The 19,030-nt window shown below is 52.6% G+C and carries 11 protein-coding genes; 9 read left to right on the top strand and 2 right to left on the bottom strand.

Annotation, left to right across the window (positions count from 1 at the left end):
- Positions 1-153: 153 nt before the first annotated feature.
- From gltB to eno, 5 genes are all read left to right on the top strand, one after another.
- A complete protein-coding gene (gene gltB, locus CR46_RS0102040; protein WP_030069658.1) occupies positions 154-4,611 on the top strand; it encodes a glutamate synthase large subunit in 4,458 nt (1,485 codons plus the stop codon).
- A 32-nt stretch (positions 4,612-4,643) separates the two neighbouring features.
- Positions 4,644-6,062, top strand: coding sequence for an FAD-dependent oxidoreductase (locus CR46_RS0102045; protein ID WP_030069660.1), 1,419 nt, complete (start codon positions 4,644-4,646; stop codon positions 6,060-6,062).
- A gap of 296 nt (positions 6,063-6,358) precedes the next feature.
- Positions 6,359-8,014, top strand: a complete 1,656-nt coding sequence (locus CR46_RS0102050) for a CTP synthase (RefSeq protein WP_030069662.1) — start codon at positions 6,359-6,361, stop codon at positions 8,012-8,014.
- Positions 8,015-8,024: 10 nt separating this feature from the next.
- Entirely contained in the window at positions 8,025-8,909 is an 885-nt protein-coding gene (gene kdsA / locus CR46_RS0102055; protein WP_404813844.1) for a 3-deoxy-8-phosphooctulonate synthase, read from the top strand.
- Positions 8,910-8,978: 69 nt separating this feature from the next.
- Positions 8,979-10,268 (top strand): phosphopyruvate hydratase, encoded by a 1,290-nt coding sequence (eno, locus tag CR46_RS0102060; RefSeq protein ID WP_030069665.1) that lies wholly within the window; start codon positions 8,979-8,981, stop codon positions 10,266-10,268.
- Between the two features lie 500 nt (positions 10,269-10,768).
- Here the strand turns inward: eno and fdxA are convergent, their stop codons facing one another.
- On the bottom strand, positions 10,769-11,092 hold the full coding sequence (gene fdxA / locus CR46_RS0102065) for a ferredoxin FdxA (RefSeq protein WP_009722190.1): 324 nt from the start codon (positions 11,090-11,092) through the stop codon (positions 10,769-10,771).
- 155 nt (positions 11,093-11,247) lie between these two features.
- On the bottom strand, positions 11,248-13,815 hold the full coding sequence (gene mutS / locus CR46_RS0102070; protein WP_030069666.1) for a DNA mismatch repair protein MutS: 2,568 nt from the start codon (positions 13,813-13,815) through the stop codon (positions 11,248-11,250).
- Between the two features lie 174 nt (positions 13,816-13,989).
- Between mutS and CR46_RS0102075 the strand changes: the two genes are divergently transcribed.
- The 4 genes from CR46_RS0102075 (at position 13,990) to alaS (ending at position 18,969) form a co-directional block, all read left to right on the top strand.
- Positions 13,990-14,523 (top strand): CinA family protein, encoded by a 534-nt coding sequence (locus tag CR46_RS0102075; RefSeq protein ID WP_030069667.1) that lies wholly within the window; start codon positions 13,990-13,992, stop codon positions 14,521-14,523.
- An 89-nt stretch (positions 14,524-14,612) separates the two neighbouring features.
- A complete protein-coding gene (gene recA / locus CR46_RS0102080; protein WP_030069669.1) occupies positions 14,613-15,677 on the top strand; it encodes a recombinase RecA in 1,065 nt (354 codons plus the stop codon).
- Positions 15,678-15,716: 39 nt separating this feature from the next.
- Positions 15,717-16,178, top strand: coding sequence for a regulatory protein RecX (locus tag CR46_RS0102085; protein WP_030069671.1), 462 nt, complete (start codon positions 15,717-15,719; stop codon positions 16,176-16,178).
- A gap of 181 nt (positions 16,179-16,359) precedes the next feature.
- Complete coding sequence (gene alaS, locus CR46_RS0102090) at positions 16,360-18,969, top strand: alanine--tRNA ligase (RefSeq protein ID WP_030069673.1); 2,610 nt, start codon at positions 16,360-16,362, stop codon at positions 18,967-18,969.
- The last annotated feature ends 61 nt before the right edge of the window (positions 18,970-19,030 follow it).

Consider the following 19,030-nt stretch of genomic DNA (forward strand, 5'->3'; position numbering starts at 1 on the left):
GGCAAATCGCTATGCTGGGCGACCATTTCTTAAAGCAGTGAAGGCGAGAAGTGCCTGTTTTCAAGCAGGCAGTGGAATACTAAAAAAAGAAAAACTCGTCAATATATCATCAAAACACTGCTAAAAAAACACACGCTGACTAGAGGCACGCCCATGAATAGAGGTCTTCACCAGCCTGGCGAGTTTCGCGATAACTGCGGCTTTGGCCTTATTGCTCATATGGAAGGGCAGGCCAGCCACGACTTGCTGAAAACGGCTATTGAATCACTTACCTGTATGACCCATCGCGGCGGTATTGCGGCAGATGGCAAAACCGGTGACGGTTGCGGCTTACTGCTGAAAATGCCGGTGCAATTCATGCGTGCTGCCGCGAAGAAGGCGCTTGATGCGGAGCTTGGTGAGCGTTTTGCCGTGGGCGTCATTTTTTTACCAGATGACGATACGCGTGCAGCTCATGCTAAAGAAATCCTTGAGCGCGAGCTAAACAGCCGCGGCTTGGAGATACTGGGCTGGCGCGTAGTGCCCACCGACTCTAGCGTGTGTGGTCCTATGGCGCTGGACTGTCTGCCGCGTATTGAGCAGCTGTTTGTTCAGCCAGCTAGTAGTGGAAATTTAGGCAGTGAACGCTTCGATGTTGATCTGTTTATGGCGCGACGCTATGCAGAGCAAGCGCTACGTAGCGATGAAGACTTTTATGTTGCTTCACTCTCATCAGAGGTTGTTTCCTATAAAGGCCTCGTCATGCCGGAAGATTTGCCGGCGTTCTACAAAGACTTAAATGACCCGAGCCTGGAAACCGCTATTTGCGTGTTCCATCAGCGTTTCTCTACTAACACCGCACCGCGCTGGCCGCTGGCCCAGCCATTCCGCCTGCTAGCGCACAATGGTGAGATCAATACGATTGAAGCCAACCGCGGCTGGGCGAATTCCCGCAAAGCCAATTTCGTTAATGAACGTCTGCCTGATATTGCTGAGCTTGACGAAATCGTCAATACCACTGGCTCAGACTCCTCAAGCATGGATAACATGCTGGAAGTGCTGCTGACTGGTGGTATGGAGCTGCATCGTGCGGTGCGCATGATGGTACCGCCTGCTTGGCAAAACGTTGAGACCATGGACGCTGAACTGCGCGCGTTTTATGAGTATAACTCCATGCACATGGAGCCTTGGGATGGCCCGGCGGGCGTGGTGATGACTGACGGCCGTCAAGCTGTTTGTATGCTCGACCGTAACGGCCTTCGCCCCGCACGTTGGGTGATCACCAAGAATGGTTACATTACGCTAGCGTCTGAAATTGGTACATACGGTTATCGTCCTGAGGATGTTGTCGCTAAAGGCCGCGTTGGCCCAGGCCAAATGCTAGCGGTAGACACTGAAACAGGCGAAGTGTTGCACACCCAGGATATCGATAACCGTCTGAAATCAGCATATCCCTATAAGCGTTGGCTTAAGCAGGAAGCTAATTACCTAGAGTCGGCGCTGACCGAGCTTGCGCGTTTCCAGACGATGGATACCGACGCCCTTAATGTTCAGCAGAAAATGTTCCAGGTGAGCTTTGAAGAGCGTGATCAGGTACTGCGTCCGCTGGCAGAAAGTGGTCAGGAAGCAGTCGGCTCAATGGGTGATGATACGCCTATGGCGGTATTGTCTAGCCGTCCGCGCCTGCTGACGGATTTCTTCCGTCAAAAGTTTGCCCAGGTAACAAACCCGCCGATTGATCCGCTTCGTGAAGCGATTGTTATGTCGCTGGAGACCTGCTGTGGTGCAGAGCTAAATGTCTTTAAGGCAACACCTGAGCATGCTCACCGTTTGATTCTAACGACACCAGTACTGTCGCCGCGTAAGTTCACTGCACTTATTAATCAAGATGACCCTGCTTTTGCCAGCCATACGTTGTCACTTGGCTATGACCCCGAAAGTAGTAGCCTTCAGCAGGCAGTCACTTTGCTTTGCCAAGAGGCAGAAGCGCAGGTAAATGCGGGCAAAGTGATTTTGGTGTTGACCGATGCTGACCTTCCCAAAGGGCAGTTGCCCATCCAGGCGGCTTTAGCGGTAGGAGCCGTTCACTCTCACCTTGGTCGTTTGGCGCTACGTCCCAATGCCAATATCGTGGTGGAAACCGGCTATGCAAGGGATGCCCACCAAATGGCAGTGCTGTTTGGCGTAGGTGCAACGGCGGTCTACCCCTGGCTTGCTTACCAAGTGATGGCTGACATGCACCGCACCGGTGAGCTAACGGGCAACCCAGCTGATTCACGGGAGAATTATCGTAAAGGCCTGCAGAAAGGGCTGTTCAAAATTCTTTCTAAAATGGGAATCTCAACGCTGGCTTCCTATCGTGGCTCTATGTTGTTTGAAGCGGTGGGGCTATCCGATGAGGTTATGAATACCTGCTTTGTCGGTATGGCATCGCGCATTCAAGGTGCTGGTTTTGCTGAGCTTCAGATGCAGCAAGAGCTGCTAGCGAAAGATGCCTGGATTGCCCGCAAAGGCATTTCTCAAGGCGGCATGCTGAAGTATGTCCATGGTTATGAGTACCACGCTTACAATCCAGATGTGGTGAAGTCGCTTCAGGCTGCGGTGCAAGAAGGCAGCTACGCGAAGTGGAAGCAGTTCGCCCGGTTGGTAAATGAACGTCCGGTCGCGACGATTCGTGATTTATTGACACTAAAACCTGCTGCGACGCCTCTTCCATTAGAGGAAGTTGAGCCAGTTGAAGCGCTTATTCCGCGCTTTGACAGTGCAGGTATGTCGTTAGGTGCACTTTCGCCGGAAGCCCATGAAGCGTTAGCCCAAGCAATGAACGAGGCGGGAGGGCGCTCCAACTCAGGCGAAGGCGGCGAAGATCCTGCTCGCTACGGCACTATTCGCAGCTCGAAAATTAAGCAGATTGCGTCTGGCCGCTTTGGTGTTACCCCGGCCTATTTGGTCAATGCAGACGTGTTGCAGATCAAAGTCGCCCAGGGTGCTAAGCCCGGCGAAGGTGGTCAGCTGCCTGGTGGCAAGGTCAACCAGTTAATTGCTCGGCTGCGTTATTCAGTGCCCGGTGTGACGCTTATTTCGCCACCGCCTCACCACGATATCTACTCGATTGAAGATTTGGCGCAGCTGATTTTTGATCTTAAGCAGGTCAACCCAGAGGCACAGGTGTCGGTAAAGCTGGTTTCTGAGCCGGGTATTGGCACCATAGCTACCGGTGTGGCGAAGGCCTATGCGGATCTGATCACCGTTTCCGGTTATGACGGTGGTACTGCGGCAAGCCCCCTAACCTCTATTAAACACGCGGGATCGCCCTGGGAGCTGGGTCTACCCGAGGTTCATCAGGCGCTGCGTATTAACGGTCTGCGTGACAAGATCCGTCTACAGACCGATGGCGGTCTCAAAACCGGTCTTGACGTGGTAAAAGCGGCGATTCTTGGTGCTGAGAGCTTTGGCTTTGGTACTGCGCCGATGGTGGCATTGGGCTGTAAGTACCTGCGTATTTGCCACCTGAATAACTGTGCCACCGGTGTCGCAACACAGGATGACTTTCTGCGCGGCGAGCATTTCCGTGGCACTGTCGATATGGTCAAAAACTACTTCCGCTTTATTGCTGAAGAAGTGCGTGAACTGATGGCAATGCTGGGTGTGCGTCAGTTGACTGATCTGATTGGTCGTACTGACCTGCTGGAAGTGTTAGAAGGCAATACTGCGGCTCAGCGTAAGTTGGATCTAACTCCGCTGCTATCAAACGATTTTGTGCCCGCAGAGGCGCCGCAGTTCTGCACCGTGAGCCGTAATGTGCCCCACGATCCAGGCGCCAAGAACCAGGAAGTGCTGGCCGCGCTAAAAGCAGCCATTGAAAGCCAGTCGGGGGGTGAGTTTGATTTCACTATTACCAACTGTGACCGCAGCGTGGGCGCGTTAACCTCTGGTGCGATTGCTAAACGTTACGGTGAAGATGGCTTGGAGGCAGCGCCAGTCACTGCCCGCTTTACTGGGGTGGCTGGGCAAAGTTTTGGGGTGTGGAATGCTCGTGGCTTAAACCTCTATCTCGAAGGCGATGCCAACGACTACGTCGGCAAAGGCATGAACGGCGGCAGTATTGTGATTGTGCCACCCAAGGTAAGTCAGTTTGAGAGCCACAAAACCGCCATTATTGGCAACACCTGTCTGTATGGCGCGACAGGCGGCACGCTGTTTGCCGCAGGAACTGCCGGTGAGCGTTTTGCGGTGCGTAACTCAGGGGCGACTGCGGTGATTGAAGGCGCAGGTGACCACTGTTGTGAATATATGACTGGTGGGTTGGTCTGCGTACTGGGTGAAACTGGCGTTAACTTTGGCGCGGGCATGACCGGTGGGTTTGCCTATGTATTGGATGAAGACCGTACTTTTGTGGATAAGTACAACCACGAGCTGGTCGAAATCCATCGGGTCAATACTGAAGCGATGGAAGCGTATCGTCGTCATCTACGTGAAATGATTGAAGCCTACGTTGCGGCAACAGGCTCCGCGCGAGGCGCGGCGATTCTGGAAGATTTTGGTGACTACGCGCGCCACTTCTGGCTAGTGAAGCCAAAAGCGGCAAGTTTGGGTAGTTTGCTGAATCAATCTCGGCGTCAGCCGGAATAACCGCCAGAGCCTACGCTTCGAGGAGAGAGATCATGGCTAACCGTTTAAACAACGATTTTCAGTTTGTAGATGTGGGTCGTAAAGACCCACAGAAAAAAGCCGCACATACTCGGTCAAAAGAGTTCGCTGAAATTTACGAACCTTTTAAACCCACTGATGCGGCGAGCCAAGCGCACCGTTGCCTGCACTGTGGCAATCCGTACTGTGAATGGAAGTGCCCAGTACATAACTATATTCCCAACTGGCTTCAGCTGGTGGTGGAAGGCAACATTATTGAAGCGGCTGAGCTGTCACACAAAACCAATTCGCTGCCGGAAGTCTGTGGCCGCGTATGCCCACAAGACCGTCTGTGTGAAGGCGACTGTACGCTGAACGATGGCTTTGGTGCGGTTACTATCGGTTCGGTGGAGAAGTACATTACCGACACGGCGTTTGCGATGGGCTGGCGTCCGGATATGTCTAAGGTGGAGTGGACCGATAAGAAGGTCGCTATCGTCGGTGCGGGGCCCGCAGGTCTTGGTTGCGCTGATATTCTGGCACGCAATGGCGTCAAGCCGGTGGTGTTTGATAAATACCCCGAGATTGGCGGCCTGCTTACTTTCGGTATTCCAGAGTTCAAACTGGAAAAGAACGTGATGGAACGTCGCCGCGCTGTCTTTGAAGAGATGGGTGTCGAGTTTCGTTTGAATACTGAGATTGGCACCGACATCGAATTCGACACGCTGCTGCAGGAATACGATGCTGTTTTTCTAGGGATGGGCACCTATAAGTACATGGAAGGGGGCTTCCCCGGCGAAGATTTGCCTGGCGTGTACAAAGCGCTCGATTTCCTGATCGCTAACGTTAATCGCCGGTTAGGCTTTGAAAAAGATCCTAACGATTTTATCTCGATGGAAGGTAAGCGTGTGGTGGTGCTGGGTGGTGGTGATACTGCCATGGATTGTAATCGCACCTCCATTCGCCAGCGCGCTGATAGCGTGATCTGCGCTTATCGCCGCGATGAAGAGAATATGCCGGGTTCACGCCGTGAAGTTGCCAATGCGCGTGAAGAGGGCGTTGAGTTTCTGTTCAACCGTCAGCCGGTTGCGGTGGTGGGCGAAGAGCAGGTCGAAGGGGTTAAGGTTGTGCGCACCCGTTTGGGTGAGCCCGATGAGAATGGCCGTCGTCGTCCTGAAGTGGTGCCTGGGTCTGAAGAGATCATTGCTGCTGACGCTGTCGTGGTAGCGTTTGGTTTCCAGGCAAGTCCAGCGCCTTGGTTTGATGGTGCCAACATCCAGGTCGATGAGCGTGATCGCGTAAAAGCGCCAGAACACGGCCAGTACGCCTACCAAACCAGCAATGAGAAAATTTTTGCCGGTGGCGATATGGTGCGCGGCTCTGACTTAGTCGTGACCGCAATTTATGAAGGCCGCCAAGCTGCTGAGGGGATTTTGGATTACCTGGGGGTTTGATAGTGAGACTGGGGAAGTAAGTCTTAATAGGGCGACTTTCCCGACTTCAGGCCTTCGCGAGGGCGCTGTGAACCCATCCATGGGCGCTACTTTTGTCATCTGACCGCCATGGATGGCGGAAATGCCGGAGGGGAACATTTTCCGGCCATGACAAAAGACCCTCGCTTAGGTCTGACCTCGGTGTCGCCCATCGAGAGCAGTTCAAATTGAGCCTTTAGGCGTACTCTGCTATTCTGTCATCCCATCCTGGTGTGGCTTTCTGTTACGCCTTTTGATCACGTTTCGACAGGTTTTCCATGACACGATATATCTTCGTGACCGGCGGCGTTGTGTCCTCTCTTGGCAAGGGCATCGCGTCGGCCTCGCTGGCGGCGATTCTAGAGGCCCGCGGCCTTAAGGTCACCATGCTCAAGCTCGACCCCTACATCAACGTGGACCCGGGCACCATGAGTCCTTTCCAGCACGGCGAGGTGTTCGTCACCGAAGATGGCGCCGAGACGGACTTGGACTTAGGGCACTACGAGCGCTTTATTCGCACCAAAATGACCCAAGGTAATAATTTCACCACTGGCCGTGTGTACGAGAGTGTGCTGCGCAAAGAGCGTCGTGGTGATTACCTGGGTGGCACCGTTCAGGTCATCCCGCACATTACCGATGAGATCAAGCAGCGTGTCTATGCCGGCGGTGAAGGCTTTGACGTGGCGCTGGTGGAAATCGGTGGTACGGTAGGTGATATCGAATCGCTACCGTTTCTTGAGTCAATTCGCCAGATTCGCAGTGAGCTTGGCGCCAGCCGGGCGATTTACATGCACCTCACGCTGGTGCCGTATATCAAGACGGCAGGCGAGACTAAGACCAAGCCGACTCAGCACAGCGTTAAAGAGCTACGTTCGATTGGTATCCAGCCGGATATTCTGATCTGCCGTAGTGAAGTAGAGTTGGAAGAGAGCGAGCGCCGCAAAATTGCTCTGTTTACTAACGTAGAAGAGCGTGCGGTGGTACCGCTGCAGGATGCCGATACCATATATCGCATTCCGTTGATGCTGCACGAGCACGGCCTGGACGACATTGTTTGCGACAAGCTGCGTTTGGAAGCCGAGCCTGCGGACCTTTCTGAGTGGGTTAAGGTGCTGGACTCCAAGCTGAACCCGCTGAAGTCGGTAAGCATTGCCATGGTCGGCAAGTACATGGAGCTATTGGATGCTTACAAGTCACTTAACGAAGCGCTCATTCATGCGGGTATTCAAGGGCGTATCAAGGTTAATGTCGACTATATCGACTCTGAAGATATTGAGCACCACGGAACCGAACGGCTCGCTGGCAAAGATGCCATCTTAGTGCCTGGTGGCTTCGGCGAGCGCGGCGTGGAAGGCAAAATTCTTACCGCCCAGTTTGCCCGTGAGAACAACATTCCCTACTTGGGGATTTGTCTGGGCATGCAGGTGGCAGTCATTGAGTTTGCCCGCAACGTAGCTGGCTGGAAAGACGCTAACTCTACCGAATTTACCCACGACACCAAGCACCCCGTAGTGGGCTTGATTACTGAGTGGATTAACGCCGAAGGCAAGATCGAGCTGCGCGATGCTGCCTCTGACTTGGGCGGTACGATGCGTCTAGGTGGGCAGATCTGTCATTTGAAAGCAGGCAGCAAAGCCCGCGAAGCCTATGGCGCTGATGAGATTGTCGAGCGTCACCGCCACCGCTTTGAAGTCAATAACCAGTTTATTGATGAGTTGGAGCAGGCGGGCTTGGTTATTTCAGGCAAGAGCGTTGATCAATCCTTAGTAGAGGTGGTCGAGCTGGCTGATCATCCTTGGTACGTGGCGTGCCAATTCCATCCGGAATTTACTTCAACACCGCGCGATGGGCATCCGCTGTTCTCTGGGTTTGTTAACGCTGCTTTAGAGCACAAAACGGCACGCACGCGCGCCCATACAACGACTCAGGAATAAGGGAGAGCGAATGTCTTCCAAGAGCATGTCTTCGGCGTCTCAATCAGCCCTTCCAGAGCGTCATATTAACGTTGCCGGCCTAACCGCCGGCAATTCTTTGCCGCTAATGTTATTAGGCGGCATGAATGTGCTGGAGTCGGCGGCGCTTGCCGATGAAGTGGCGCAGGCCTATGTGAAGGTGACGCAAAAGCTCGGGATGCCTTATGTTTTTAAGGCAAGCTTTGATAAAGCAAACCGTAGTTCGATCCACTCTTATCGTGGACCAGGCCTAGAAAAAGGTTTGCAGATTTTAGCGGATATTAAAGCGCGCTATAACGTGCCCATTATAACCGACGTTCATGAACCCTGGCAGGCAGCACCTGCGGCGGAAGTTGCTGATATTATTCAGCTGCCAGCGTTTCTTGCCCGTCAGACCGATTTAGTGGTGGCGATGGCCAACACCGGCGCGGCGATTAATATCAAAAAACCGCAGTTTCTAGCACCTCACGAAATGCGCCATATCCTTACCAAATTCCAAGAAGCCGGTAACGATCGCCTGATGCTATGCGAGCGTGGCACTAGCTTCGGCTATAACAATCTTGTAGTGGATATGCTGGGTGTTGGTGATATGAAGCAGACCGGCTATCCGGTGTTTTTCGATGTTACCCATGCCTTACAGCGTCCAGGTGGCCGTGCGGACAGTGCCGATGGCCGCCGTGCCCAAGTAGCCGAACTTGCCCGTGCGGGCGTCGCAGTTGGCTTAGCGGGAATTTTCTTAGAAGCGCATCCAGACCCAGATAACGCTAAGTGCGACGGGCCCTGTGCACTGCCATTGGATCAATTAGAGCCATTTTTGACTCAGCTTTCGCAGTTAGATGCCCTGGTGAAAGGGTTTGCGCCTCTTACCATCCGTTAACCGCGGTAGCAAACTTGGTGTACATTGAACCCCAATCATCCATTAGACTGACAACCAAAGGATACTGTTATGACCAAAATTGTTGAAATCAGCGCGCTAGAAGTGCTTGATTCCCGCGGCAACCCCACAGTTCAGGCTATGGTGCGTCTGGAAAGTGGCGCCGTAGGTGAAGCATGTGCGCCCAGCGGTGCTTCTACTGGCTCCCGCGAAGCGCTTGAGCTGCGCGATGGCGACAAGACACGTTACCTTGGCAAAGGTGTTTTAAAAGCCGTTGAGGCCGTGAATGGCAAAATCAGTGGTGCGTTGTTAGGAATGGATGCGCGTGATCAGCGTGGGCTGGATGACGCAATGTTAGCCCTGGATGGCACTGAAAACAAAGCTAATCTGGGCGCAAATGCCATCCTAGCGGTGTCACTGGCTGCCGCTAAAGCTGCTGCTAACGCTAAAGGTGTGCCGCTTTATGCGCACATTGCCGAACTTTATGGCCAGCCGGGCCAGTACAGCATGCCGGTACCGATGATGAACATTCTTAACGGCGGCGAGCATGCGGATAATAACGTTGATATCCAAGAGTTCATGGTACAGCCAGTAGGTGCGGCAAACTTCCGTGAAGGCCTACGAATGGGCGCGGAAATTTTCCACGCGCTGAAAAAAGTGCTGTCTGCTAAAGGCCTTTCTACGTCTGTGGGTGACGAAGGCGGTTTTGCTCCTAACTTGGCATCTAACGCAGACGCCCTGGCGATCATTAAGCAAGCTGTTGCAGACGCGGGTTATGCCCTGGGTAAAGACGTCACCTTGGCGCTTGATTGTGCTTCTTCTGAGTTCTACAAAGATGGCCAGTACAACTTAAGTGGTGAAGGTAAAAGTTACAATGCCGAAGGTTTTGCCGAGTACCTGGCGGGGCTTTGTGCGGACTATCCGATTGTTTCCATCGAAGATGGTATGGATGAGTCAGACTGGGCGGGCTGGAAAGCACTGACTGACAAGCTGGGCGAGAAAGTACAGCTGGTTGGCGATGATTTATTTGTTACCAATACTAAAATACTCAAACGTGGCATCGACGAACAAATTGGTAACTCAATTCTGATCAAATTCAATCAAATTGGCTCGCTGTCTGAAACACTGGATGCGATCAAAATGGCCCAGGATGCTGGCTTTACAGCCGTCATTTCTCATCGCAGCGGTGAAACTGAAGATACTACGATTGCTGATTTAGCAGTGGGCACTTGTGCAGGCCAAATTAAAACGGGCTCACTATGCCGTTCCGACCGCGTAGCGAAATATAACCGTCTGCTCGTCATCGAAGCCGAATTGGGCAATGTGGTCTACCCTGGCTTGAAAGCTATTAAAGGGCAGTAGGTGGAAATGGGCGTCGGCGTGTAAGAGATATCTCAAAATTTTGTAAGAGATGTCTTACAAATGCCGACGCTAACGACTCAAATGCCTTTTGTGATTTGGGTTTATGTTTTTGATTTTTTTGGTATTTTTAATAACAGGTGAGCCGCAGCGGCTTGCCTGTTGTCGTTTTTGCCCGCTTGAGTTGTGATGGCTTTCTGCCACACTGTATCTAGGACAGGGGAGGCAAGGATGCTTCAGGCAGGATGCAACGGGATGCAGGTCAGATACGCCGGGTGATACAGTGAGGTGAGCCCTGGCAAGGATAGTGTCTGAGGAGTTTGACACAAGGAGTGGTCAGAGGAAGTGCTTGGAGCGGGCGGCCTACGGGCCGCCTTTTTTTGTAGCCTGCTCTTTTTATAGCGCACTTTTTTGTAGTCTATTGTTGCTTGATATACCACCAAAATAAAAAACCAGCGCGAACGCTGGTTTGAAAAGCTGATTTGAAAAAATAGCGCTTGGGGTTAGCGCTCTAGTTTCTCGAGCTTACCCGTTTTGCCATCCCACTCTTCTGCATCAGGCAGCGGATCTTTTTTCTCGGCAATATTTGGCCATACATCGGCCAGTTCCGCATTGATTTCTATAAACTGCTCTTGGCCATCCGGCAGCTCGTCCTCAGAGAAGATAGCTTCGGCGGGGCACTCCGGTTCACACAGGGCGCAGTCAATACACTCGTCTGGATGAATGACCAGGAAGTTGGGGCCTTCGTAGAAGCAGTCGACCGGACAGACTTCCACACAGTCGGTGTATTTGCACTGGATGCAGTTCTCGGTAACGACAAACGTCATCTTGCTATCCCTCTTGCGGGACCGGGTGTGTCCCGGTCGTGGTCAATAGTTAATGGTTATAAATCGATCGTTTTTTATAAGATAAAACAGTATGGGCGACATTCTAGTGGTGCCCTTACGCGGCGGCAAGCGCTCATGACTTTCTGGTCACTCCATCACAGTAGTTCTCGCCACTGATAGAGCAGCGCTAGCGCTTCGCGAGGTGTTAAATCGTCTATATCGGCCTTACCCAGCGCTTCTACCACTGGGTGTGGGGCGCTAGCAAACAGGTCGTTTTGTTGCGGGGTCGTGGGCTTCCCGTTAGGGCGCTGCAATTCAACCACTTCCTTTTTTTCCAAGGCCACTAGCTTTTCACGCGCCCTGTGGATCACATGACTAGGAACCCCCGCCAGCTGTGCCACCTGTAGGCCATAGCTCTGACTGGCTGGGCCAGCCTCAATGCGGTGCATAAATACGATACTGTCGCCATGCTCGGTAGCGGTCAGGTGAATGTTAGCCACGCCTTCGGCCTGTTCCGGTAGCGCGGTCATTTCAAAGTAGTGAGTGGCAAACAGTGTTAGTGCCCGCGCATCAGCTAAGTACTCGGCACTTGCCCAGGCGAGTGAAAGGCCATCAAAGGTGCTGGTGCCACGGCCAATTTCGTCCATTAATACCAGGCTATGTTCAGTCGCGTTGTGCAGAATATTAGCGGTTTCGGTCATTTCGACCATAAACGTAGAGCGACCGCCTGCCAGGTCATCTGACGAGCCAATACGGGTAAAAATACGATCCACAGGTCCTATTTCAGCGCTATCGGCTGGTACAAAGCTGCCGCTATGAGCCAGCAGCGCGATGAGCGCGGTTTGGCGCATATAGGTGGATTTACCGCCCATGTTGGGACCGGTGATAATCAACATGTGCTGCTCAGGCGTTAGTGTGACATCGTTAGGTACAAACGGTGTGTCGCTAACGTGTTCGACGACGGGGTGTCGTCCAGCAGTAATTTTTAGGCCAGTGGCATCGCTGAGCTGGGGCCTTACCCAGTTGAGTGCCTCGGCACGCTCGGCAAAGGCGCAGAGTACGTCAAGTTCAGCTAACGCCCGCGAGGTGTTTTGCAACGCATGAAGCACCGCGTTGAGCTCTCCCATTAAGCGCTCATAAAGCCACTTTTCACGCGTGAGTGCTCTGGACTTGGCCGAGAGTGCTTTGTCTTCAAACTCTTTAAGTTCTGGAATGATAAAGCGTTCAGCGTTTTTCAGCGTTTGACGACGGATATAGTCGGCGGGTGCCTGCTGGGCTTGAGAGCGAGGGAGTTCAATAAAGTAGCCATGAACTCGGTTATAGCCGACTTTTAAATTGGCCAGGCCAGTGCGTTCACGCTCACGCAATTCCAACTGCACTAGGTAATCACCGGCATTTTCAGCCATACCACGGTGTTCATCTAGTTCGGCGTCAAAGCTGTTTGCAATCACGCCGCCATCGCGAATCACCACCGGCGGATTCTCAACCAATGCGCGAGTTAACGTATCCGCTATCTCAGGGTAGGGGCAAATGTGCGGTTTAAGAGCATCTATGGCGCTACCGCTATCAATATCACTTAGTAGTTGCTCAAGTGTGGGTAGAGTTACTAGGGCGTCGCGTAGGCGCGCTAGATCTCGTGGGCGGGCGCTATACAACGCGACGCGGGCTAGGATACGTTCAACATCGCCTACGTCGCTTAATGTCTCACGAAGTGCCATATAGGCGACGTCTATCGAAAGTAACGCCACGCCAGCGTGACGGTTTTCCACGACGTCACGCTGGCGCAGCGGGCGGTTCAGCCAGCGCTTTAATAAACGTGATCCCATCGCGGTGGTGCAGGTGTCTAGCACACTGGCCAGCGTGTTATCGCTGTTGCCACCGAGATTAATATCAATTTCTAGGTTGCGCCGACTGGCCGCGTCAATAACTACGGCTTCATCGCGGTTTTCGACACTAATGGCCGTGACGTGAGGCAGGCGTGAGCGCTGAGTGTCGCGGGCGTAATCGATCAGCACACCCGCAGCGATTAGTGCGGTGGTTAGGTGTGCACAGCCAAAGCCGCGTAAATCCTGAACTTCAAACTGATCGCACAGGCTGCGAGTGGCGCTGTCTAAGTCAAACAACCATTCGCCTTGACGGCGTAGACTGCGCTTTTGAGACCATGCGTCGGGCAGGGTCAAACTTTCGGGTACTAACAGTTCGGCAGGCGATAGGCGGGTTAGCTCTGCCTGCATTTCTGCTTCACTTTCTACTTCAAGGATATTGAAGCGACCGCTGGAAAGTTCCAGCCACGCAAGGCCCCAGCTCTCTTTGCCGGGCGCAACGGCGACCAGCACATTATCGCGGCGGGCATCTAGCAGAGCTTCATCGTGAAGCGTTCCAGGGGTGACGATGCGAACTACTTGCCGGTCAACTGGGCCTTTGCTGGTGGCAGGGTCACCGACTTGCTCGCAGATGGCAACAGACTCACCAGCTGACACTAGACGAGCTAAATAGCCTTCAGCACTATGGTAGGGCACACCTGCCATAGGAATGGGCTTACCACCTGACTGGCCGCGCTGGGTAAGCGTGATATCCAGCAGCATCGAAGCGCGTTTGGCATCATCGAAAAATAGCTCGTAAAAATCCCCCATTCGGTAAAATAGCAGTACCTCAGGGTGATCGCGTTTGATCTTCAGATATTGCGCCATCATGGGCGTGTGAGCGGGGCTGGCCTGTGACATGGGCGTCCTGGTTAAGCGTTGCGCAAGCAGTGTTGGCTTGCGGCATGTTCTTTGGCAGTTACTTTAAGCGATTTCTTTGAGCAATTTCTTTGAGCAATTTCTTTGAGCAATTTCTTTGAGAAAGTTAAACACGGTATTCTACGCTGAACTAAGGTCTCACATGAAGGAGTCACCATGGCACCTAGCGTTTCAAGCCTCAAGAATCTTGACCTATCACTGCTTGCTCAGCGGTTGGGAAAGCTGTGCCAGCAGCTTGGGGTTGACGTTTCCACGGCAGAGTCCTGCACCGGCGGTGGGATTGCCAGCGCGATTACCTCTGTAGCGGGTAGCTCAGCGTATTTTACAGCGGGCTACGTGACCTACTCCAATGCCGCTAAAACGCGTATGTTGAAAGTGCCTGAGGCTGTTATTGAAGCCCATGGCGCAGTCAGCGAACAGGTAGTAAATGCGATGGTTAAAGGCGCTTGTATAGACAGTGGCGCTAGCTTAGCTGTTGCAGTCAGTGGAGTGGCAGGCCCCGATGGTGGTAGCCCAGAGAAGCCTGTGGGTACCGTATGGCTTTCTTGGGGTAGTGCGGAAAGTCAGCAAGCAGCATGCTTCCACTTTTATGGTGATCGGCAGGCCGTGCGCGAGCAGGCCGTGCGTGAAGCATTGGCAGGGCTGGTTGCTCGCTTGATGGCTCAGGCGAAAGACAAGGAAAAGAAATAAACATTAAATATAGTGCTGAGGATTTGTTTAACCGCTAATCTTTGGCATACTACTGGCTAATTATACAGTTTGTAATGAGGAATTTCTGCATGGCTCAGGATGACAACCGCACCAAAGCGCTAAATGCTGCACTTAGCCAAATTGATCGCCAGTTTGGTAAAGGAACTGTTATGCGCCTTGGCGATGCACCGCGCGTGGTGATGCCGTCTGTCTCCACTGGTTCATTGGGGCTTGATATTGCACTTGGCATTGGTGGCCTGCCGTATGGACGCGTATGCGAAATTTTTGGCCCAGAGTCATCAGGTAAAACAACCTTGACCCTGTCAGTTATTGCGCAAGCGCAAAAGCAGGGCAAAGTATGTGCGTTTGTCGATGCAGAGCATGCTCTGGACCCAAGCTATGCAGAAAAGCTCGGTGTTAATCTGGACGACTTGCTGGTTTCCCAGCCTGATACCGGTGAGCAAGCGCTGGAAATTACCGATATGTTGGTACGGTCCGGCGGTGTTGATGTGATTGTGATTGACTCCGTGGCGGCATTAACCCCGCGTGCTGAAATAGAAGGCGAGATGGGCGACTCCCACGTTGGTCTTCAAGCACGCTTAATGTCTCAAGCATTGCGCAAAATTACCGGTAATATTAAAAACGCCAACTGCTTAGTGGTGTTTATTAACCAGATTCGCATGAAAATCGGCGTGATGTTCGGTTCGCCCGAAACGACGACCGGCGGTAACGCGCTTAAATTCTATGCAAGCGTACGTTTAGACATCCGTCGTACCGGCTCTGTAAAATCGGGTGATGAAGTCACGGGTAACGAAACCCGTGTCAAAGTAGTTAAAAACAAGGTTGCCCCCCCCTTCCGTCAGGCGGAGTTCCAGATTCTTTACGGCAAAGGTATTTACCATGCCGGCGAGGTAATCGACCTGGGCGTTCAGTGTGGCTTGGTAGATAAAGCGGGCGCGTGGTACAGCTACAAAGGTAAGAAAATTGGCCAGGGTAAGGCAAACTCGGCGCTATATCTGGAAGAGCATCCTGATATTATGCTTGAGATTGAAACCCAAATTCGCGAACAGTTGTTGGCGAAGCCTGATCCTAAAAAAGAAGAGACAGCGCCCGCGGCAGACGCAGTTGCTGATAGTGATGACGACTTGCTATAAGCTGTTTTAGGATGCTGTTCTCTACACTGAGTGAGCGATATGTTTTCTTCCAGTGGTGAGTTAACGCCACGTGAAGTTGCCGTTCAACTATTAGCTCGGCGCGAGTACTCTCGCGCTGAGCTAACGCGTAAATTGCAGCAAAGATCCTTTCAAGCGGATGCTATTGCTGCTTGTCTAGACGCGTTGCAAGAGCAGAGTTTGCAGTCTGATGAGCGCTTTGCCGAAAGCTTTATACGTTCGCGTATTCTTCGCGGACAAGGTCTTATTCGTATTAAAGGCGAGCTGCGTCAGCGTGGCGTAGATAAAGAAACGTCAGTGACGGCTTTGGAAAACGTAGAAGAGCAAGAAGCTGTGGACTGGTTTGAGTTAGCCCGTGATACCTTGGCTCGACGTTTTACTACACTAGGCGAAACGCCCAAGGATCGTGCTAAGCGTGAGCGCTTTCTTGCCACTCGTGGCTTTGATTTTGAGCAGATACGCTACGCGCTATCCTGCTTGTAATTTCTTTTGGTCAGTCCTTTCTGTCAGTCACTTCCCATTGCTATTTCGCCATCTGTTTTCGTTCTGCCACTAACTGCGGCTTTAGTCGTTTGACAACTGCGTTATAATGCTCCCTTTGCGACCCCAGCGGGTGGCGGCGACAGCGCCCTGGGGCATCATGCTTTCTTGTCACGGATACCCTATGAAAAGCGCAGAGATCAGACAGGCCTTTTTATCTTTTTTTGAAAAGCAGGGGCATACGGTTGTGCCCACTAGCTCTCTTGTGCCGGGCAACGACCCGACACTGCTCTTCACCAATGCAGGCATGGTGCCCTTTAAAGACGTTTTTCTTGGCCGCGACCCGCGTTCCTATGTGCGTGCTACCTCTGCTCAGCGTTGTGTGCGCGCTGGCGGTAAGCACAACGATCTAGATAACGTTGGTTACACCGCGCGTCACCATACGTTTTTCGAAATGTTGGGTAATTTTAGTTTTGGTGATTACTTCAAGCGTGAAGCGATTCGCTTTGCCTGGACATTCCTAACGGAAACGCTAGGCCTGCCCAAAGAGAAACTTTGGGTAACAGTGCATATTAGTGACGACGAAGCAGAGCGCATTTGGAAAGATGAAATCGGCATTGATCCTGAGCGTTTCTCAAAGCTTGATGAAGATAATTTCTGGCAAATGGGTGACACTGGTCCTTGTGGTCCTAGCTCTGAAATCTTTTTCGATCATGGTCCCGACGTATGGGGTGGACCGCCTGGTAGTCCTGAAGAAGATGGCGATCGCTATATCGAAATCTGGAACCTTGTGTTCATGCAGTTCGACCGTGATGCCGCTGGAACATTGAATCCGCTGCCCAAACCTTCCATTGATACGGGGATGGGGCTGGAGCGAGTGGCTGCCGTTATGCAGGGCGTTCACTCCAACTACGAGATTGATCTGTTCCAAAACCTGCTTAAAGCGGCTGCCGAAGCGACCGGTCATGGGGACACTACAACGCCGTCGCTACGCGTTATTGCGGACCATATTCGCTCTTGTGCCTTTTTGATCGCAGACGGCGTATTGCCTTCTAACGAAGGGCGTGGCTATGTGTTGCGCCGTATTATCCGCCGAGCAATTCGCCACGGGCATAAGCTTGGCGCTTCTGAGCCGTTTTTCCATAAGTTGGTAACCGCGCTGGATGCCGAAATGGGTGATGCCTATCCTGAGCTGCGCGATGCCAGCGATCAGATAGGCCGCGTGCTGCTTAAAGAAGAAGAGCAGTTTGCACGCACGCTCGATCACGGTATGGGTTTATTGAATCAAGCGCTTGAAGAGCTGCAAGGTGGCGTGCTGCCAGGCGAAACCGTCTTCAAACTTTACGATACCTACGGTTTCCCCTTCGACTTGACCGCGGATGTTTGTCGCGAGCGCGAAGTTACCTTAGATGAAGCCGGTTTCCAGCGTGAGTTAGAAGCGCAGCGCGAGCGGGCGCGAGCGGCTAGCCAGTTTGGTGCAGACTACAGCGCTGCTATCGAACTGGAAGGCGAAACCCAGTTCACTGGCTACGAGCTCCTGGCTGACCAAGCGACAGTCACTGCCATCGTGGACAGCGAAGGCAATGCATTAGCTGCCTTGGAAGCGGGGCAGAAAGGCACTGTTGTACTGGATCGTACTCCTTTCTATGGCGAATCGGGTGGGCAGGTAGGCGATACTGGTTACTTATACGTTGAGGGCGGTCGCTTCCAGGTCACCGACACACAGAAGCAGCGTGGTCACCACCTTCACCAAGGGATTATGGTAGAGGGCGCGCTGAGCGTTGGCGCAAACGTCCGGGGTGAGGTGGATGCAAGCTTGCGTGGCGCCACCATCCGTAATCACTCAGCGACTCACTTGCTACACAAAGCACTGCGCATGGTGCTGGGTGACCACGTTCAGCAGAAAGGCTCGCTAGTTAATGCTGAGCGTCTGCGCTTCGACTTTAGCCACTTCGAGCCAATGACTGCTGAGCAGTTGGCAGAAGTAGAACGACTGGTAAATGAGCAAATCTTAGCGAATGCTCCGACCAAAACAGAGCAGATGAGCCTAGCAGAAGCGAAAGCTAAAGGGGCGGCTGCGTTGTTTGAGGCAAAATATGCCGATAACGTTCGAGTATTGACCATTGGAGCTGATGACTTCTCTATCGAGCTATGTGGTGGTACCCACGTAAAACGTAGTGGCGATATTGGGTGTTGCCATGTGGTGAGCGAAGTCGGTATCGCTTCCGGCGTGCGTCGTATTGAAGCGATTACCGGTGAGAATGCGCTAACTTATTTCCGTGAGCAGGAGGCCCGTGTTCAACGGTTAGGTGAGCGACTAAAAACCAAACCCGAGCAAGTCGAAGCACGGGTCGAATCACTGGTTGAGCGTAACCGCGCACTGGAAAAAGAGCTTGAGCAACTGAAAGCAAAGCTGGTAAGCGCTGCGGGCAGTGACATGCTTAACCAAGTGCAGGAAATTAATGGTGTTAATTTACTGGTCACCCAGCTTGAGGGTGTTTCCGGTAAAGATTTACGTGGCGTACTTGATCAGTTGAAAAACAAGCTTGGCTCTGGCGTCATCTTGCTTGGAGTTGCGGATGCAGCGGCAGGTAAAGTGAGCCTAATTGCCGGTGTTACCCAAGACTTAGTAGGCCGCGTTAAGGCAGGTGAATTAGTCAATCATGTCGCTTCGCAGGTGGGCGGTAAAGGTGGTGGCCGTCCCGATATGGCTCAAGCGGGGGGCAGTTTACCCGATGCCTTGCCGGCGGCATTAAGCAGTGTGCCGGCTTGGTTGGAAAATACGCTTAGCTAATTAAAAAGGCCGGTGGCACTATCTGTGCTACCGGCCTTTTTGTTAAATAGCAATAACAACA

The sequence above is a fragment of the Vreelandella neptunia genome (assembly GCF_000712975.1).
Taxonomy (GTDB): Bacteria; Pseudomonadota; Gammaproteobacteria; order Pseudomonadales; family Halomonadaceae; genus Vreelandella; species Vreelandella qaidamensis.

Bases quoted from the DNA above. Each gene is read 5' to 3' on its own strand.
- gltB (WP_030069658.1), top strand. From the start codon at position 154: ATGAATAGAGGTCTTCACCAGCCTGGCGAGTTTCGCGATAACTGCGGC.
- CR46_RS0102045 (WP_030069660.1), top strand. From the start codon at position 4,644: ATGGCTAACCGTTTAAACAACGATTTTCAGTTTGTAGATGTGGGTCGT.
- CR46_RS0102050 (WP_030069662.1), top strand. From the start codon at position 6,359: ATGACACGATATATCTTCGTGACCGGCGGCGTTGTGTCCTCTCTTGGC.
- kdsA (WP_404813844.1), top strand. From the start codon at position 8,025: ATGTCTTCCAAGAGCATGTCTTCGGCGTCTCAATCAGCCCTTCCAGAG.
- eno (WP_030069665.1), top strand. From the start codon at position 8,979: ATGACCAAAATTGTTGAAATCAGCGCGCTAGAAGTGCTTGATTCCCGC.
- fdxA (WP_009722190.1), bottom strand. From the start codon at position 11,092: ATGACGTTTGTCGTTACCGAGAACTGCATCCAGTGCAAATACACCGAC.
- mutS (WP_030069666.1), bottom strand. From the start codon at position 13,815: ATGTCACAGGCCAGCCCCGCTCACACGCCCATGATGGCGCAATATCTG.
- CR46_RS0102075 (WP_030069667.1), top strand. From the start codon at position 13,990: ATGGCACCTAGCGTTTCAAGCCTCAAGAATCTTGACCTATCACTGCTT.
- recA (WP_030069669.1), top strand. From the start codon at position 14,613: ATGGCTCAGGATGACAACCGCACCAAAGCGCTAAATGCTGCACTTAGC.
- CR46_RS0102085 (WP_030069671.1), top strand. From the start codon at position 15,717: ATGTTTTCTTCCAGTGGTGAGTTAACGCCACGTGAAGTTGCCGTTCAA.
- alaS (WP_030069673.1), top strand. From the start codon at position 16,360: ATGAAAAGCGCAGAGATCAGACAGGCCTTTTTATCTTTTTTTGAAAAG.